Annotated in this window: 13 protein-coding genes; all 13 read right to left on the bottom strand. The window is 58.3% G+C overall.

Annotated elements, in window-relative coordinates; all coding sequences use genetic code 11:
• Positions 1-400: 400 nt before the first annotated feature.
• The 13 genes from ACQY1K_RS03115 to ACQY1K_RS03055 all read right to left on the bottom strand — a co-directional run bounded on the left by ACQY1K_RS03115 (position 401) and on the right by ACQY1K_RS03055 (position 18,577).
• Positions 401-736, bottom strand: coding sequence for a hypothetical protein (locus ACQY1K_RS03115; RefSeq protein WP_430258288.1), 336 nt, complete (start codon positions 734-736; stop codon positions 401-403).
• 310 nt (positions 737-1,046) lie between these two features.
• A complete protein-coding gene (locus ACQY1K_RS03110; RefSeq protein WP_430258287.1) occupies positions 1,047-1,997 on the bottom strand; it encodes a DUF429 domain-containing protein in 951 nt (316 codons plus the stop codon).
• An 80-nt stretch (positions 1,998-2,077) separates the two neighbouring features.
• Positions 2,078-2,824 (bottom strand): ATP-dependent Zn protease, encoded by a 747-nt coding sequence (locus ACQY1K_RS03105; protein WP_430258286.1) that lies wholly within the window; start codon positions 2,822-2,824, stop codon positions 2,078-2,080.
• An 89-nt stretch (positions 2,825-2,913) separates the two neighbouring features.
• Positions 2,914-4,836, bottom strand: coding sequence for an AAA family ATPase (locus ACQY1K_RS03100; RefSeq protein ID WP_430258285.1), 1,923 nt, complete (start codon positions 4,834-4,836; stop codon positions 2,914-2,916).
• A complete protein-coding gene (locus ACQY1K_RS03095) occupies positions 4,836-5,291 on the bottom strand; it encodes a hypothetical protein (protein ID WP_430258284.1) in 456 nt (151 codons plus the stop codon). Before ACQY1K_RS03095 ends, ACQY1K_RS03100 begins: the two co-directional genes overlap by 1 nt.
• A 143-nt stretch (positions 5,292-5,434) precedes the next feature.
• Entirely contained in the window at positions 5,435-6,466 is a 1,032-nt protein-coding gene (locus ACQY1K_RS03090; protein WP_430258283.1) for a hypothetical protein, read from the bottom strand.
• 261 nt (positions 6,467-6,727) lie between these two features.
• Complete coding sequence (locus tag ACQY1K_RS03085) at positions 6,728-7,942, bottom strand: hypothetical protein (RefSeq protein WP_430258282.1); 1,215 nt, start codon at positions 7,940-7,942, stop codon at positions 6,728-6,730.
• 532 nt (positions 7,943-8,474) lie between these two features.
• Positions 8,475-9,434 carry a metallophosphoesterase gene (locus ACQY1K_RS03080; RefSeq protein WP_430258281.1) on the bottom strand — a complete coding sequence of 320 codons (960 nt, stop codon included), beginning with the start codon at positions 9,432-9,434 and terminating at the stop codon, positions 8,475-8,477.
• A gap of 111 nt (positions 9,435-9,545) precedes the next feature.
• Positions 9,546-12,731: a type I restriction endonuclease subunit R gene (locus ACQY1K_RS03075; RefSeq protein WP_430258280.1), complete on the bottom strand. Its 3,186-nt coding sequence runs from the start codon at positions 12,729-12,731 to the stop codon at positions 9,546-9,548.
• A gap of 21 nt (positions 12,732-12,752) precedes the next feature.
• Complete coding sequence (locus tag ACQY1K_RS03070) at positions 12,753-14,885, bottom strand: GmrSD restriction endonuclease domain-containing protein (protein ID WP_430258279.1); 2,133 nt, start codon at positions 14,883-14,885, stop codon at positions 12,753-12,755.
• Between the two features lie 46 nt (positions 14,886-14,931).
• A complete protein-coding gene (locus tag ACQY1K_RS03065; RefSeq protein WP_430258278.1) occupies positions 14,932-15,675 on the bottom strand; it encodes a DUF6615 family protein in 744 nt (247 codons plus the stop codon).
• A complete protein-coding gene (locus ACQY1K_RS03060; protein WP_430258888.1) occupies positions 15,672-16,988 on the bottom strand; it encodes a restriction endonuclease subunit S in 1,317 nt (438 codons plus the stop codon). Before ACQY1K_RS03060 ends, ACQY1K_RS03065 begins: the two co-directional genes overlap by 4 nt.
• A gap of 35 nt (positions 16,989-17,023) precedes the next feature.
• On the bottom strand, positions 17,024-18,577 hold the full coding sequence (locus ACQY1K_RS03055; protein ID WP_430258277.1) for a type I restriction-modification system subunit M: 1,554 nt from the start codon (positions 18,575-18,577) through the stop codon (positions 17,024-17,026).
• Positions 18,578-19,034: the final 457 nt, after the last annotated feature.

Raw genomic sequence — 19,034 nt, 5'->3', positions numbered from 1 at the left:
TAATTTCCGCATCGGCCCTCGTATTGCCTTATCGCAAACTCCGTCTTCGAGACCGGACTAGGATTTGGCCGTACGCTCTGAGCCCCCAAGGCATCGCAGCCCTGTCAGTCGAGTTTCAGATGACTTAACACGGCTGTTTCGTCGTGACGCCGAGTTATCCACGATATGGTTCCCACGAATAATGCCGAACGTCGTGAACTTTTCGGAAACAGCGCCGCTGTCTGCCTGCCGGTGCGCCTGACGACAGCAAAAACTGTCTCTCCTACCTCAGACTTCACGACAGTAGGCGCCTGGAAACCGATTCAGAATCAAACGGCGTTCTACGAAGTAATGGGGGGAATGCCATCACCTCATACGAACGCCGTTTGCAAAGGTCGACCTCACTTTAAAGCTTGATCCGTCAGTCCTCGGTCAAGACGTCAGGCGTGAAGAGAAGGTGGATCTTCCGACGGAAGCCCCAGGCACTGCCACCGTACTTGTCAACCAGGGCGTCGAACACCTCGTAGGAGGCAGCCTCATTGAAGCCTTGCTCCACCAGCCGCTTGACGATGATGTCTTCCGTGCGTTCGAGCTCGTGCTCGCGACCTTTGACAGTAGCCGCGACAATGAACCAGTGCATCAGCACTCGTGCGATGTCATCCCGGTCAGGTCGCTTCTCTGCTTTCTGTTTTGCTCGCAGCGCGCGCTGCCGTTCCTTTTGCTCACGGCTCCGCACCGCATCCGATTTTCTCGCCATACCGTCCTCCTGTGTCCTTGGCTCCCTCAAATGGTTGGAGGATCAGCCTACCGGCGCAAGCGGTTTCCGCGTGAATCAGAATTTTGGAAATCGGAATCGGCGCCGCGGAGTTCCGAATCGGATGAGCGCAACTTAATTCGATGTGCCCGCACGTTAAGACAAATGGTGATGACTTGCACGGTTGCAAACGGCGTTTGGGAATCGACAATTCAGAACTCTGAATCAGAAATCCGCAATCCTGAATCAAATGATCGCAATGTGTTTCAAGTTGCTGACACGTTGAGCTGAGTTAGCCGCGGCTCAGTTTGCATCAAGTCAAATCACTAACACCACCGGCCTGCCCGAGAATCCAGCCTTCCCAGGTTTTCACCGCCTCATCGGCTGGTGCACCTTCCGATCTGGTACCCGTCACGACGTCGATCATGCCAAGCAAGCCGACGGTGGCATCGAACCGGTCTTCTCCCGATTTGTCTGCCCCGAACCCATCGTCGATGAGCTCAAGCATGGCCGACCCATCGACGTCAGGGCGTTGCGAGATCCACCGTCCGAGATGGTGGCCAATAGCGCGACGACCGGACTGCTGCCGTTTGCTCCAGACAGGCCGACGCAAGATGCCAAGCTGGCCGTAGACATCTCCGGGATACGTCTCGGCAATCACCACGCAATGCGAGGCGGTCAGATCCGACAGGTTGCCGTCGAAGGGCCAGAGGCCGACGTCGGCCATCCTCGGAAGGATCACGTCTCGCCAGCCGGCAAGCGCCGCCTTGCCAACCTGATTGCCGCCAAGGGTCCAGAACAACGAGCAAGCCGCCTGGCGATCAGCCGTCGCACGCTCGCATCGCCGCAGCAGATCTTGTGCGCCTTCAGTCCCGAGCCCCTCGAACAGGTGGGCGCGCCGCGTGCCACCCGGACGCATTGGATAAAATGGGCGTTGCATCGAGATCTGGTCGCGGTGGCCGGCAACGGTGAACCAGTCGGACCAGGCTCCCTTGCCAAAGCCGGCCATTGCTTCCCGGAAGGATGTGAATCCGGTTCGACGTCCGTACCATTCCGGCAGACCGATCGGGAAATCAAAGCCGGCCAGCACTGCGCCGCTGATTGTCGCGCGCCGCTGCAGGCGATCGATCAGCGACGCGGTCTCCCCGACAGGCTCCGGCGCATCGATAGTCCAGCCACCCTGCCTTGTCCCGACAGCTACCGCCATCCATCGCTTGGACTTGTCGATGCTCCAGTCGCAATGTGCTATCACCGATACGTTCATGCCGTCTTCCCCCCACCGTTCAGGTGAGGGCCTTGTACCAGAACCAGTCGGGCTTGCTATGAGGGCTTGGCTTCGGGCTGCTAGTCGTAGGTTTCCCGAAGAATGGCCATGACCGCCGGTCCATCCAGCGCCTGGGCGTCGAACAGAGCACGCACCAAGGCATCGAGCGGCGGCCGATTGAGCTTGAGCACTTCCGTTGCCAACTCCAACCCCGTCTCGATGCGGACATGAACGCGGTCGGCGAGGTCCCGATCGTAGGTAAGTGCATCTGCAGGCGACTTGTGCGGCATGTACAGCAGTGGACGAACGTCACCCAGGCCAAGGGTGGTTTCCATCGCCAGCGCGAGGCTGGTCGCTCTGGCAAGGTCGGAGTTGTCGGCACCTGCTGACCCGGTCGAGGCCGACTTCAACAACAGCAGCTCCGCGGCACGACCAGCCATCAACATCGCCATCATGTTCTCGTGCCAGGCGAGGGTATCAGACCCGCCTCCGTAACTCAGCATGTTGTATCCGCCATCCCTGGCATCGATCGTAAGACCCTTCACTCCGCCGAGCCCAAGCGCGTGGTGGACAACAGCGTGTCCGGCCTCATGGATGGCAAAGCGCCATCGCACATCATGAGGTAGCGCCGGCCGGTGATCACGGATGCCTGCCTCGAGATCATCATACCGCAGCGGTCGCTTTTCCCGACGCGCGGTCAGCCGTGCCTGCCGGATGACGCGTTCGATGTCGGCGCCGGTCATGCCCATCGCACGGGTTGCGAGCTGGCGCAGCAGCGGTACCGCGTCGGCGGAGAGACTGTCCGCTCCAGGGCACTTTAATGCCACCGACGCTGGCGCCCCTCCAGAATGAACAGTCTGGGCTGCCAGTGCGGTTGACACCGAAGCGGGTAAGGCCGCGCTGGGATGTGAATGGTTCATAGCTGACCTCCTTCTTGCACAGCCTCGACGGACCCCTCAAAGGTCTCTGCCGCAAACGCCTCGCCGACAAGCTTGTCGAGCCGCTGTCGCTCAGTTGGCGCAGCACTCTGCGTCAGCACATCGATATCCTCACCGAGGTGGTGGGCAATGATCCCTGCAAGCGCCAGGATGTCGGGCTTGGGGATCTCGATATGGGTCTCAAGCCGGCCTGAGCGCCTGATAGCGTCGTCGATGTGTTCGGGTCGGTTTGTGGCGCCGATGACGATGACGCCCTCGCTTTTGACCGCACCATCGAGCAGTTCGAGCATCTTGTTGACGATCGTGTTCCAGTAGTCCGCATAGTCTCGATTGGGATCGACGCGCTTGCCGATGCCATCGATCTCGTCGATGAACAGGATGCTCGGAGCCTGGGCTCGCGCCTCAGCGAAGGTGCGGGACATCTTCGTGATGACGTCGTTGAGATGGCCCCCCTCCAGCCAGGTCGACACCGACGTCACTACCAGCGGGACCTGCAGCGTGTTGCACAGCGCCCGCGCAAAGCTCGTCTTGCCGGTGCCCGGCGGACCTGACAGCAGAAGCTTTGTGCTCATCTGCGACCACTCCAGGTCGCCGGTGCAGTAATCGCCAAGGTCGAGTTTGAGATCGAGCGCCCAGCGTTGCGCAGTGCCGTAACCGGAAAGTGTCTCGACCGTAACCGGTCGCTTGACGTGGCCGGAACTCTCATCCGGCAATGGCTCCGGCCGGATGATCTCTGCTCCCGACGGCTTTTCCTTCCTCTTCCACGCGGAGGAGTTGTCGGCATTCTTTGTCTCATCAACGGCCGACTGTCTTGCCGCAGGGTTCGCCGTGGATCTCTGTGCACCGTCGTCTTCGCCATCTTCGGCGTTGTGGGCGGCAAGCTGTCCGAGCACGATCAAAGCCTGCTCCAGAGGTCGACCCGGCCGAAGGGCAAGAACGAGATCGTTCAGCGTCAACAGCTTCGGATCGAGTTCCTGGAGACGCCGGTCACCGGGATCGATATCGCTGTAGACCGCCTGCAGCAGATTGGTCACCAAGGCGAGATCGACGGTGTCGGTGTGGAGCTGCAGATCGGCTGCGGCCCTGATCTGATCGGGGATATCGTTAAGCTGTTTAGCGATGGCGACGATCGGATAGTCACTGCCGAGCGCTGTCTCCAGACGATGCTTCATCGTTCGGCTATCGCGATGGATTCCTTTGCCGAGGAAGTGAACGAAACGGCGCCGTGTCTCGATGTCGGGAGGGACCTCCGTGTCGTGGTCGTAGAAATTGTCGCCGGTGGCGCCAGCATAGGGACCCGCGGGAACGATGCCCGTCATCTCGATCAACTTCAGAAGAGCGTCATTCCCGCCGTCCACCGGCGACAGCATGGTGATGATCGGTGCGGGTCGCCGCACGATGTCGATCACTTGGGCCAGGGTCATGCCACATGAGGAGACGGCACGCGCAAGCAGCAGGGACGCGGCAATGTGGACGACGCTGACCGGAGGCGCAGCAAGGCCAACCAGCCCGACGGCGTAAGCACGCCGGTCGAAGGCATGTCCAGGTGCGGCCCCCAGGGGCGGAGCGGAGCGATGCACGGCCAACCTTGAGACCAAGCCGGTCAATCGCCCTGCCGCGCCAAGGGAATGATGACCCGCCTGCGTGCCCGCCTCGCCGGTCTGTGGTCTTGGTGGTGCATGCAGCATGGATCCAAACGTCCTCGTCAACCAGACAAGATCGACGCCCGGATTGAAGGTCAGCGAACTGGTGTCAAAGGCCGGTGTGTAGCGGCGGACGAGATGACCGCCGATCTCGATGATCTTCAGGTCGAGCAGGCCGTTCGTCAGAGCATGGCGTCGGGTTTCTCGGGCGGCGAGATGACGAAGGCGGCGAACGGAGAGGTGAGAGAGCTTATCCATCAACGATTCTCCTCGGTCGCGGAAATAATTTCCGTTTTGGCAAACCGGGAGCGCGACCGACCGCGGGTTTTTGGTGGCTGCGGCGTGCTCCTCACGCGTGGACCCTCAAGCGCCCGCTGCCGGTGGGACCGAGCCACGTGAGGAGATGTGGCGGTCGTGACGGCGGACTGATCGGAACCAGACACCGGGGCTGAACGGTCCTCGAGCCAGTCGACGACCAGGCGGCAGGTGGCATTGCCGTGATCGGCGAGCTGCGTCAGCGGCACAGCGATGGCCGCGGGGATCGCCGCGCGCTGTCTTACATAGGCGAGCGACAGGCCGACTAGGACGGCCGGATCTAGGTGGCGGGTACAAGGCGATGAGACTGCGATGTCCGTCTCGACGGCATGGCAGATGATGGCTGGCCGTCGAGGTGACGGCGTAGAGGTGTTGGAAGCAGTGATCTTGGAAGACATGGATGGGCTCCGCACGCGGCGTCCGGAATGCGGACGGCGTTCATAGGAAGGGGGATTACGGGGGACAGAGAGACCGACGGTCACGAAGAAGCCCTGTGCGCCACAGCGCCGATTGGGGCTCAGTCAGTGCGTGGTCAGCCCGATCAGCTATCGAGTGAGCGACGGGCAAAGCCAACGCGGATGCGCAGCGGCTCGCGGATCGGCGGTAGTGCGTCCGCTGGTTCGTCGGCGACATCGAGGAAGGGCTCATCGACGAAGCGATCGTCGTCGCCCTCATAGCCAAGGGCGTTCAGATTGATCATCGGCCGATGCGTCGCCGCCGGTTTGAAGGTCTTGGTCGCTGGAACCGCGCCCGCCATGCCTAGAGCTTTTCGAGCTTCACTCTCGAGGAGCTGCTGCACCCGGATGCCGAAGCGGCAACGCAGCTCAGCCATGCAAGCGGCCGCACCATCGACCTCGAGAAGATCGTCGATCTCCGAGAGCGCCCAGATGCCGGTCTCATGACTGCTTGGACGGCTGGCACCATCGACGATCGCCACCCCGACCGCATCGACCATCAGACGCTTGTGGTTCTTGTACAGCCAGTCCGGCAGGATCATCGCCGCCGCCATCATCCTTGCTTTTAGTTCCTCAAGGCGGCTCGTGTCACCATACGAGGCAAGTGAGCGCTTGAGGTCGAGGATGGATGCGGAGTGGCGTTTGCGGTTCACCACGATCAAGTCTGGCGTGTAGCTGCCTTTAGCCGGTGCCTCGCAGTCGAGCTTGATGCCGTCGAGGTCATGCCAGGCGTTTCCGCCGATAGCCTCGATCGCCGTCTTGACCAGCGGCAGCTTGATCGACTGCGTCAGAACCGTCAGATCCGGGTTCGCCTTCGAGAGCCGTTCGACCGCCTGCTCGAGCAGTTTGCCTTCGCGGAACGAGATCGCCCGAACAAGCGAGGCAACCTGAACGTAATGCCCGAGGATCTCGTCGTTGGCAGGTTCACCATCCGCGATCGCGGCAATCGCTTTGTCGAGCAACACGTCGAGATCGGCTTCGACGTCGTCGAAGTGGACGCGGTGTGGAAAGCGTCGGAGCACCGGTGGCTCGATCGCCGTGATTGAAGCGCGGTTGCCGAAGCGGCGAACTGTGTGGGGAGCTTTCCCGTTGGTGGCAGAGTTTGTATGAGTATCCATAGCCCGATTCCTTTTCGCGAAGGCTGAGGGTCAGGCCCTTGTCAGTGTGTCCAGCACTGGCTTGGGCCGTTCGAAGTTCCGTGGATGGGAACGTCTCAAGGATGGCAGGACCCTGCCGGGATCTCAAGGATCCATCTCGGCCGAAGAGAACAAAGCCGGTACAAGGTTAACGGCGGGCTCACGTCGGCAAGAGTCTTAATGGCCGGCGCATGGCGGCAAGTGTTTTTGGAAGCTGACGGTGCCAGCCTCCAATGGTCGTGCTCAATGTACATTATCGGGAATGAAGTCTTCTGAGCTGAATTGCGGGAAGTCTCGGGTTTCGATGTACGTCTCCACGCCATGGTCCCCGAAGAACCCGAGAGTTTTGTCGTCGTCGTGCGCATCAGCCGGCGCGAGTGGAGGTGCAGCCTCAACCTTGACCTTCGCCACGGCAGCTTTTCGAGCTCCGGCACGGGAACCAAAACCGAATGCTTCGTTCACTGCCTGCTCAGTCTGCGCGCGCTTCACGCTTTGGATCGACTTGGTCGCGGTCTTGCCCACTTCAGACGCTGCCGTGACGTCGCTGTCTTTGGTCTCAGTCACAGCGGCTGGGTCTGGCCAGGCCGGCGACTTGGTTTTCGACGTCGCCCACTCCAAAGCCGGCAAGACCTTCACTTCGAGCCAGGAACGCAGATGCGACGCTTCGGGCCAGCTATCGATGCCGGCCATTGTATGGAGGATATCCCACACCTGAGCCCAGCAGCTCTCTTTCGGAAATGTTGTGTCCCAGACCACGCTCGGATCGAACCCACCCGGTTGCACGAACAGCGCCAGGCTCTTGAGCTCAGCCTTTGCCAGACGGGCTAGGAGCACAACCTCTTCGGCGAGTTTCGACTTGACGACCCGTTTGCCGGAAAGTGCTGCGGCAATCTTGGTCTGGATCTCTGCGATGTGCGTGAGGAACAGCCTGAGACCTTCCTTCACTTTCGCGACAATCATCGCTTTGAGGCCATCCACGCCGCCAACATCCGCCGGGTCGACAGGCATCGCTGAACTGTTGTCGGCACCACTGGCCAGGATCGCCTGCACGTCCTTGACCTTTATCGAGCCGGCTTCTTTGCACAGATCGATCGCAGTCTGGATTTGATCTTCTGTCGCCGCCGTCAGTCGGAACAATACGGTCGAATTGACGCCGAGTTCGACCAATGTCGACCGGTACGGCGCAAGAGAGCGATGAACGGCGCGGAAATTGCGGGCGTGCCGTTCCGTCATGCCGCAGCACGTTCCAGCCCATTTCCCAAACGTCTTCTCAGGAAGAATTTCGCTGGCATCGGCAAAATGCTTGCCGAGTTCAAACGCCTGCTCAGTCGATTTTCTGCCGAGACTGTGGATGTGCGAGGCGCTGGCCTCAAGTCGCTCCTTGGTGTCGCTGCCGATCTCGTGAGCAGCGTAGTCGAAAGAGGAGAGAGAAGCAGTCCGAGTTGATAGAGTTTTCATGTCATTGTCCTTTGAATGCGTTAAGCGTCACCACATGTATTAATGTGGTGACTCATGATAGTTTGATTGACTATCAAAGGTTTGTCAAATTTTGCTCTGCCGAGACATTAAGTAAATCTCGCGGTTTTGCTTTACAAAATACTATTTATACTAAGCCAATTTGCGGATTTTTGGCACAGAAAAAATATCTTGCTTGCTGCTTTACTTCTGCGCCCTTCCTGTTCTCCAGACGTCATTTCATCGGGCCTTTGAGGAGTGCGCATTCGATGTTGACACCCGCTGATCCAGCCAATGACAATTGCAGCATCTTTTAGGGCCGGCGCACCGACCAACACGTGGCTCACCAGCAGACCAGCGGTGCCTCACGGGATGAAATACCTCGTTGGCAAGTTTCGAGAATAAGGAGCGGAAATAATTTCCGGTAAGGCTCGGGGCGATGAACCGACGGCGACGCGCTGTTGACGCTTGGGAAGCGCAAGTACTACCCAGCGCGCATTTCGCTTGGCATCGACATGGATGCAGTCCACTCACATCAGGCGATTTGGGTGTTACCCTTCACCAACACGAGATGGTCTGGGCGAAGCTCCTGCTCCCCGTCCCATCGGTAGGCGCATGGGGTGCTTGGATAATCCAGGCATGCGGCGTTGGGGGCGTCCAGCACGGGCGAACCATGCATCTTGTAATGCCCGAAGAAGACCGGCTTCGCCGAGCGGTCATAAAACCGGATTGCGGAGCTTTCGGGCACGGGTAAGTCCGGCAATTGCTGATCGGGCGGAATGGAAAGCGCCGCGGCGTGCCATGTCCTGTTACCGGCCTCCCACCACCGCAGCCGGGCTGATGTTCGGCGATGCCCTTTGAAGTCAAGAAAGTTTACTCCCTCCGGCAGCTCTGCTTCAGGACCTTTCAGGATCGAAAGAACGGCGTCGGCAAAGGGCGTCGGCTCGTCTTCGAAGGCTAGTTCCTGCAGATCCTGTCTGCGCAGGCGTCCGTCTTCTACGCGATCCGTGATGGTCGAAATATGCGCATCGTCCCAATAAGCATGAACCAGCCGTAAGCCGGGCAGGTCGAGGTAAAGCGGTAGGGTGAGAAACCAGTCCAGAACGTCTTGAGCTTGGCGGCTTCCCAAGGGAAACTCTGCTAGAAATGTTTCGTGCTGCGCGGTGTTCTTTGGCGTGTGCGCCCTGATAAACCCGCTCTGAACCGGGCCGGAGCATCGGCCTGGTGTGTGATACAGCAAAGCGTTGAGTTCATGATTGCCCATTATGGCAATCGCGGCCCCTTCGCGCTCCATGCGCCTTACGGTGTCGATCACGGCAGCGTTCGCCGTCCCGCCGTCGATGAAATCGCCGAGAAAGGCTGCGACACGTCCTGCCGGGTGTCGCAAGCTCGTTGATGTTTCTTCATATCCGAGCTGCGCCAGAGTGCGATTGAGCCGGTCGATATCCCCATGGATGTCGGGAATGATGTCCAGTCGAAGATGCGGTTCAGTCATAGCCAGTCTCACCATTGCCGTGTCTGTCAGAAGCGGCGCTGACTGTCATCAGGACCGCGCGTCTCCCTTGACGTATGAGCGGAAATTATTTCCGGCTGGATCCGACCAATATTATTTGACTGCAATTTCTCGCAGCAGCAGCTCCGCTTGAGCCAGCACCGTTTGCACAGCCTCCTGCTCAAGGTCGGGCGGATATCCGAACCGCTTCAGAATACGCTTCACCAGAATCCGCATTTTCGCTCGGGCACTTGCCTTGTGCTGCCAGTCGACAGTGACCGAGCCACGCATCTGCTCGACGAGCTCGTGGGCAATTACGCGGAGTTGCTCGCTTCCCATTGCCTCAACGGCGCTGTCATTACCCGCTAGGGCATCGTAGAAGGCAATCTCCTCCAGAGTAAGCCCCATCTCTTCGCCACGGGCGGAAGCGGCCTGCATCTCCTTCGCCAAGGCAATCAGTTCCTGGATCATCTCGACAGTAGAAATGGCATTAGCATGGTAGCGCGTTACGGCTTCCTCCAGCCGACGTGAAAAGGTTTTGGCCTCGACCACGTTGGATTTCGAGCGGCTCTTAATCTCGCCGTTAAGCAGCTTTTTCAACGCCTCCAGGGCAAGATTTTTTTTCTCCATCTTCTGGACGTCGGCGAGGAACTGGTCGGACAAAACGGAGATGTCAGGACTCTCGAGGCCTGCAGCTTTGAGGATGTCGACGATCTCGGCATTGGCTACAGCCTGATTGAGAAGTTGCTCGACAGCCAGTGACTTTGCCCTATCGGAAATCTTGCCAGTGGCTGTGGTCTTGACGAGTGCTGCTCTAACAGCTTGGAAGAAACCCACTTCATCCCTGATCTCGGCGGCATCATCACTGGCAGAGGCAAGCGCATAGGCCTTGCTGAGTTCCAGAATTGCATCCTGATATCGCCGGTGAGCTTGTTTCTTGGACTCTTGGCTCTCGACTTTTGCGGCTTCGGCCTGCTGCCATTTCAGGATCCAGTCGATGCCGTCTGCAAGTGCTCTGAGCCGCTCGAAGGGCTTACCCGATATGCCGAGCATGTAGTCATGACCAGCGAACATGCCGCGGACGATCTCGTACTTCTCCAAGAGGAGCGCGACGGCCTGTTCCTCATCGATCCCCGTTTTGTCACGGTCAGACTGGGAATACTGGGCAAGCGCCTTTTTCAGGTTGGTGGCGATGCCGATGTAGTCCACCACGAGGCCGCCCGGCTTTTCCTTAAAAACACGATTGACGCGGGCAATCGCCTGCATCAGCCCGTGGCCTCGCATTGGCTTGTCGACATACATCGTGTGCATGCAAGGCGCATCGAACCCCGTCAACCACATGTCGCGCACGAGGACGAGCTTTAGCGGGTCCTCGACCTTCCTGGCCCGCTTGGCAAGATCGTCGCGGCGCCGCTTGTTGCCGATATGCGGCTGCCAGTCGAGCGGATCGGAGGCCGAGCCGGTCATTACGATCTTGATTGCGCCTTTGTCATCGTCATCGGAATGCCATTCGGGACGAAGGGCGACGATCTCCTTGTAGAGATCAACGCAGATGCGCCGGCTCATGCACACTGCCATGGCTTTGCCCGGCAGGCCTTCGATCCGCTTTTCGAGATGCGCAACAAGGTCTGCAGCGACCTGCTTGAGGCGTTTTTCCGCACCTACCAGCCGTTCAACCGTGGTCCACTGAGACTTCTGTTTCTCCTGCTCGGTCAGCGTCTCATCTTCGAGCATCGCCTCAATAGCAGCGTCGATCTTCGGCTTCTCATCCTCATCCAGGGTAATCCGGGCGATGCGGCTTTCATAGTAAATGGGCACTGTTGCACCGTCTTCGACGGCCCGGCTAATGTCGTAAATATCAATGTATTCGCCGAAGATGGCCGGCGTATTCACATCGGTTGCCTCGATAGGGGTGCCCGTGAACCCCATAAAGGAAGCATTCGGCAGCCCTTGGCGGATGTAGTGGGCATAGCCATAACTGCGCTCACCGGTCTCCCGGTTCAGCTTGACGTCAAATCCGTACTGGCTGCGGTGCGCTTCATCTGCCATGACGATTACGTTTCGGCGCTCGGTCAGAACCGGAAACACCTCCTCGCCCTTTTCAGGCGTGAACTTTTGCACGGTGGTGAAAATTACGCCGCCGGAAGCGCGGTTCAGTAGTTTGCGCAGATCGTCGCGACTCTCGGCCTGTTCCGGGGTCTGGCGAATGAGGTCCTTGCACAGGCTGAAGGTGGCGAAGAGCTGATCATCAAGATCGTTACGGTCGGTGAGCACGATCAGGGTGGGATTTTCCAGCTCACGGGATCGCACGATCAGCCCGCCGAGGAAGGCCATCAGCAGGCTTTTGCCCGAACCCTGCGTATGCCAGATCACGCCGATCTTTCGGTCTCCCTCCGGCTTCACCGCTTCGACAGCGCTAGTGATGGCTTTACGGGCACCGTGGAACTGATGGTAGCCGGCAATGATCTTGAACGGACCGTCTCCGAGGTCGCCAAACACCGTGAAGTCCCGGATCAGCGCCAGAAAGCGCTCTTTATCGAACACACCGCGAAGCAGCGTATCCATCTCATAGGGGCCGTGGGGCGTGAAGTCGCCATCTGCACCGGTCACCGAACGCCAGGGCATGAAGCGTTCTTCGTCTGCCGTCAGCGAGCCGATCCGCGCCAGCATGCCGTCGGACGCCACCATCACAGCGTTGGTGCGAAACAGCGACGGGATCTGCTGCTTATAGGTCTGAAGTTGCTGGTAAGCCTGATCGATGGTGGCGGTCTTGCTTGCGGCATTCTTGAGCTCAACGATGCCGAGCGGCAGGCCGTTGACGAAAACCATCACGTCAGGCCGGCGCGTGTGCTTGCCCTCGGCGACGGTGAACTGGTTGGTGACGAGAAAATCGTTGTTCTCTGGATTCTCGAAATCGATCAGCCAGACTTTGTCGCCCTTCACCTCGCCATCGCCTATGCCAAATTCGACATCGACGCCCTCGGTGATCAGCCGATGAATGCGGCGGTTCTCTTCGATCAAGGACGGCGTTTCCGTGATCGAGAGTTGCCGGATCGCCTGTTCGCGGGCGTCTGCCGGGACGTTCGGGTTCAATCGCTCGACTGCAGCGGCAAGCATTTTGGAAAGCAGCACATCCCCGTAGGCAAGACGGGCGGGAGCCGAACCATCGGGCGAAATGACCTGCGAGGGCTGGTAGACATAGCCGAGCTCCTGCAAGGTCCCGAGAACGACCTCCTCCACCAACCCTTCGGAAAAGCCAGAAGGTGACGTCGAAGCTTGTCGGTAGAGAATATCTTCCATGGCCCCCTCCCGCCGCCTATCTCAGACGAAGCGCTCCTTGATATAAGTGATGGCCTGGTCGCCCGTCATTTCGCGCGAGGAATTGCCATTGCGGACGTAGAACCGATCCTGAGCAGCGCCGCCCTTGTCGGCCAGCTTGATGTAGATCGGCTTGTTGGCCGGCAGGATTTCAACCCGGCAGATTTCCTTCTCGTCAACTTCCGGAAAGGCAAGCTTGAGCTTGGTTGCCGCAAAGGCTTCGCCGAACGAATTGATGATCAGGGTCTTGAGATGGAGCTCGAAGTTGTCGCGGTTGGCGAACTTGAGGGATTTGTAGTCATTGTCCAGACCGGCGATCTCGCCACTGTCGGCGACGCCGATTAGAAGCGTACCACCATGGGCATTCGCGAAGGCGGCAATCGTTTTCATGATCACGCCCTCCAGCTCCTTGTTCACGGTGCCAAGCTTGATGTCCCAGCGCAGGGTCTGCTTGAACTCGACCTCCTCGTTCTCTCCTTCGGCAATCATATCCTCGAGCGAGACCTTTTCGGCGACCGCATGGGTCTCGGCCAATCCCTCAAGCCAGGCATTCAGGCTGTCAGCGAGCATCTTGCGGCGGGTCTTGAGGAACAGCTCGTAATTGTCGATCTGCCACAGTTCCCGATCATCCGGGACGAGTTGCAGGCCGAGCGCGTTTGGCTGGTTCTGGGCGACGCCGGAGAGATAGGCCTCCGTTTCCTTGGCACCTTTGGATCGGTTGGCGGTCTGGGTGAGAATGGCGCGGTTGGTCAGTTCCTGCGCCAATTGATAGCGAAGCCTGTTCTCCTGGCCATAACCGGCTGCCTTCAAGTTGGCGAAGGCGAAGATGTGGTCGTATTCCAGCTTGTACTTCTCGCCCATCGGTTGATGGATCGAAACGCCTGTAGTGAGACATTTTGCGCCCCGGCTCTTCAAATGCCAGCGCAACAACCCGAACAAAGGGTTTTGCACGGCACTGCCCACGAATTCGTCCGGCGTGATCGCGATGTTGCCGCCACGATCCTCGCGGATCACATCCAGAAGTCGATCAAAGGGCGTTTCTGACGTCGCGACAATCTTGAGGTCATGATCCAGCTTCTGCGGAAGCTGGCTGACGTAACGCCGGCGAACCTGAGAATAATAAAACCACTTCACCACTTTCTGAATGTCGTTGTGGCTGAGATTGCAGTTCATCCGGTGGCAATAGGCGACGATCGGGATGACCGCATAAATTGAGTTGATCTCATCGGTATGGTCGACGAAGGCATGGCCGCGCAGCAGGTTCGCCACATAGTCCAGAACCTTGCCGTCAAGCGCCTTCCAGACGTCGCGGATCGCATCGTTGTTGTCCACCGAATGCAGCTTGCGCATATCGGAGCCGCCCTGGTGCAAAATAGCCAGCAGCGCGTAGACGATGAAATCCAACTTGAAGATGAAGCCGTGCTTCTTCAGCGCGTCGAGCTTCTTCTTAAAGACTTCGCGGGCCTGCGGCCAGTATCCGGAAATCTGCGCCAGCGCGAGCTCGGCATCCGTCAGCGCCACGCCGCCGGCATTGACGATGTAGAAGATATCGATTGCTTCGCGCAACGAAGCCTTGATCGGGATGTTCTGCTCGGGGAAGTCTCGGTCCAATATTCCTTGCACCGCCGCGAACGTATCGTCGATCTTGTTTTCGTCATCCCGCGAAACCTGGCGTCCTGCCTCTTCGAGATCTCGGACGACATCTCGTGCCCGCTTTTCACGGCTGAAGATTTTCGTGATGTTCAACCAGCGTGGATCACTCTCCATGCGCTTCTGGTAGTATTCGATTTCCCGCGTTTCGACATTGACGTGAAGCCCGCGGGTATCCTCGGTGATCTCCTCGAGCGTATAGTAGGGCGGCAGCTCGCCGCGGATCAGCATGTACAGCGTTGTGACGCGTTGCTGGCCGTCGAGCAGGATCTTGATCGCCCCCTGGAGCGGATCATAGACGTGACCGCCCTTCAATTCGGGTGGCTGGTTGGTATCCCAGGTCAGGATGGTGCCTGTCGGATAGCCCTTGGTCATCGAGTCGATCAGCAGCTTGGCGTCTTTCTTCTTCCAGACATATTCGCGCTGGAAGGCCGGCACGAAGAGTTGCCGTTCGTCGATTTTTTCCAGAATGCTGCTGATTTTCATGATGCAAGTTGATCCTTCATCAAAGTTCGGTCGTGCAGTTCTATTTTCATAGATCGCGACAATCTATTGTCACCAATCCTATCGGACCGTGTTCGCCCTCTGGCTCTCGAATGGGCCGAGACAAATAGCCATCGGTTGGAACGATGTAGTAAGGAATCTCTCCGTTACGTATCTGCGTCCGACCATTCAGTTTCCCTACACTCGGAAAAAATAGACTTCGGCCTTGCTGGGAGCAAACCAGGAAATGCCAGGGCACACATCGCGCTTCCAACGACGCAAGATCTTGATAGCCATGCCTCTGGATTTTGCGAGCAGGACCAATCAGGCAACCCGCCTCGTAAGGGGACGGCATGGCAGACTTTCGCCACCGCGATTTCGCGCTCTCCTTTGAGTAAAAACACAGGATCGGCAGTAGTCGGTCACGCTTAGCTTCTGCGATCAGCATATCGACCTGCGGATGCGGAGCCGACTTCGCCTTGTAGGTAAACAGCCCTGGAAACTGCATGGTATTCTTAGGTAAGCGTTTTGCTTGCACCCGCATCTTTAGCGTATATTTGCGGCCTATCAGGTGCCACTCCCAGTCGGCACCGTTGCGTGCCTCTTGTCGTTTTGTAAACGTTCGGATCTTCACTATCTTAGAGTGACGGCGCCAGATCTCCAGCAGCGTGCTTTCCGTGATGGTTTCTTCGCCGTAAGAAATGGCAGATCCATATGCCAGATGCAGGTTCCTGGAAACGGCATCCCCTAGTTCTAAAAAGGTTCTACAAAGACGTTTCGCTGCGGGCTTCACTGCGCGGCCTCCATCAAATCTTCGGCCGCGGAAAGGCGGATTTCTCCACACATCAGCTTGGGAAGGAGTAGGTCGCGGGTGGCTTCCAACGTCTTGGTCTCGCGCTTTGATGCCACTATCCTTGTTTCGAAAGCCTCCACAATGGCGGCGAATTCGCCCGCGACCTCGATGCCGGGATCGACGAAAGTAATAGCTTTGAGGCTCCGTGTTGGCGACGCGATGGCAGGAACCCCTGCCCCACCCGCGTTCGCCATCCAAGCTCGCTGACCAGCATCAGAAAGGAAGAAATAGTATAAGAACAAGGAGGAAGTTTTCATGGGATCTGCGCTGAGAAGTACCTGGCTCTGCGAGACGACATATTTCTCGAAAGTAGCACCTGGATAAATTCGACCGACCTGACCCAATGTTCCACGATGGGTGAACACGATATCTTGCGCGCGAGCGATTGAGCCTTTGAGCTCTTCAGCCTTTTCGGGTTTCAAGAAGACGAAATCGCTATCAACAAATCCAGCTGAGAGGTTCTTTCCACGTATGACCGGAACACCATGGTCGACAAAGTTATCTTTAGTGATCCGAGATCCAAATGGTCCCATCGCAACGCGAGCAGCAACATCCGATATCTTGCGTTCACTCCACCCTTCCGGCAACCCATCATCACCAAGCGTGGCGGGGAAGAGATCCGCAAGGGCTTGTGCCCGCTCGGCATCCTGCACGAGGCCGCCCATGATGGTGACCGGATAGGTTGCGCCTTCCAGCTTGCGGCGGGTGGGGCCGAAATCCACGAACCAGTCGTGGAAGATCGCTTGTGCCATCGACTCCAGCGTCTCGTTCATCCGCCGGTTTAGTTCGATCTTGTCGTCGAGGGACGCAAATATTCCTGCAATGCGAGACTGCTCGCTTCTCGGAATAATCGGGATGGGTAGTGACTTCAGTCGATCGGTCTCCAAGACGCCGGTTCCGTGACCAGCAGATGTCACCCACTCCAATAGCTGAGGTTTTTGTGCCACAAGCGAGTAGTACAGAAACATGGGATCGACAGCGTCGAGTGCGGATATCGCTTTAATATCCTGATTAAACGTCAGGGGTTTGCTGCTTTTGACGACACGGATCTCGCTGTGAAGAGACATACCTCTGACTGCAACGTAACATGCGTTTTCAGGCGCCAGCTTGGTGCCATTGCCTACAGCGGTTGAGGACACACTTTGCTCTGTCGTTCCAGTCCAGTTCCCCATGTCCCTTGGCGTCAACCAAGGCACATTGCCACACCACAAAGCAGCGTCCGATTTCCGTGGCGTGCCTCCTGAAAAAAGCACTGCGACTTGCTCGAGGGGCTGCGTTTCGAAACGTGTCACTGCGTAATCTCTCCGAGGTTCGACACAATGCGCTTTTCGATCGCTTGTCCTTCAGCGAACTGCATTAGTAACGTCTCCCTCAAACCCTCGAACTTCTCCGCGAACGTCACCCCATCGTCCTCGACATCCGCCGCACCGACATAACGCCCCGGCGTCAGCACGTGGCCATGGCCACGAACCTCCTCCAAGCTTGCCGATTTGCAGAAACCCGGTTCGTCCCCATAATTCGCCCAACCGTTCTTAGCCCGCGTTTCCGGCTTGGAGCGCCAGCGATGATAGGCGCCTGTGATCTTGTCGATATCCTCCGCCGTGAACTCGCGGCGCACCCGGTCCACCATGAAGCCGAGTTTTCTGGCGTCGATGAAGAGGATTTCGCCGCGCCGGTCACGGTGGCCATTGGCGCTCTTGTCGCGGGCCAAAATCCACAGGCAGGCGGGGATCTGGGTGGAAAAGAAGAGCTGGCCCGGCAGGGCCACCATGCAATCCACCTGATCCTTTTCGATCATCTCCTTGCGGATGTCGCCTTCGCCCGATTGCTGGGAGGACATAGAACCATTGGCCAGCACCACACCGGCCGTGCCGCGCGGAGCAAGATGATGGATGATGTGCTGCAGCCAGCCGAAATTGGCATTGCCATTCGGCGGCTTGCCAAACTTCCAGCGGGCATCTTCCGCCAGCCGCTCGCCGCCCCAATCGGAAATGTTGAAGGGCGGGTTGGCGAGGATGAAATCGGCCTTCAGGTCCGGCAGTTCATCGCGGTGAAAACTGCCCTCGTTGTTCCAGCGGATATCTGCATCGATGCCCTGCACGGCAAGATTCATCTTAGCCAGACGCCAGGTAGTGTGGTTGATTTCCTGGCCATAGACGGCAATGTCATTGCGCCGCCCGCCATGCTCCTCGATGAACTTTTCCGACTGCACGAACATACCGCCCGAGCCGCAGCACGGGTCATAGACACGGCCCTTATAAGGCTCCAGCATCTCGACCAGAGTGCGCACCACGGACCGCGGCGTGAAGAACTCGCCTCCACGCTTGCCTTCCGAGCCAGCAAAACCGGAGAGAAAATATTCGTAGACCCGACCCAGCAGATCCTTGGCCGTGTCCTTGCTGTCATGCAGGCCGATATTGGAGAAGAGATCGATCAGCTCGCCAAGCATGGTCTTGTTCAGCGTCGGACGGGCATAATTCTTCGGCAGAACGCCCTTCAGCCCCTCGTTCGACGGGAAGCGCTCGATCGCCTCCATCGCCTCGTCGATCAGCTTGCCGATCTCCGGCCGCTTGGCATTGGCCTGCAGAAAAGGCCAGCGGGCCTCCGTCGGCACCCAGAAGACGTTTTCTGCGAGATATTCTTCCGGATCTTCCGCATCGGCATGCTCGTCCGCCTTCAGCTTGACGTGGAGACCCTCGAAGGCGTCGGAGATGTATTTCAGGAAGATGAGGCCAAGCGCCACATGCTTGTATTCCGAGGGCTCCAGATTGCCCCTGAGCTTGTCCGCAGCCTTGAAAAGCTCAGCCGTAAAGCCGAGGTCACCATTATTCTCTTTCGCCACGAAGGCATTCTCCCCAAATCATATTGGGGCGACAGTAGGATGAGCGGCGTTAACAAAGGCTAAGGATCTATCCTGGGTTGCTTCGCGCGATTTTTAGCGCCCAGTCTTAGCGTAAAGCAAGAGCTCCTCTTCGGTACGCGTGCCACTACCCCTTTGCACAGGTGAAGGGCTACCAAGGATCAACGCGTTGGAGCCGTTAAAAGCGGCCGGATGGAGCGGCCAGTTACTGCCTGAGCCAGTTCTTCGTCCAAGGCATGGGCGGCGACCAGCTTCTCGTCCGCTGGGACCTGGTCGCGCAAGGCGTATAGTTCGTCGCGTGGCGTTTGATCAACGTCCTGCGAATCTCTCGGGGGCACGAAGGCGCCAAGCCTGAAGCCGGGATAGCGACCACGGGTGCAGCGATGCCGGGCGCCTAGAGAACGACAGAATTGTTCGGCAACCTAAGTCGTTGCGCCCA

The organism is Neorhizobium sp. IRS_2294 (assembly GCF_050500145.1).
GTDB classification, from domain to species: Bacteria; Pseudomonadota; Alphaproteobacteria; order Rhizobiales; family Rhizobiaceae; genus Neorhizobium; species Neorhizobium soli.
The sequence above is the reverse complement of the archived record's forward strand: the minus strand, read 5'-3'. Positions and strand labels throughout refer to the sequence as shown.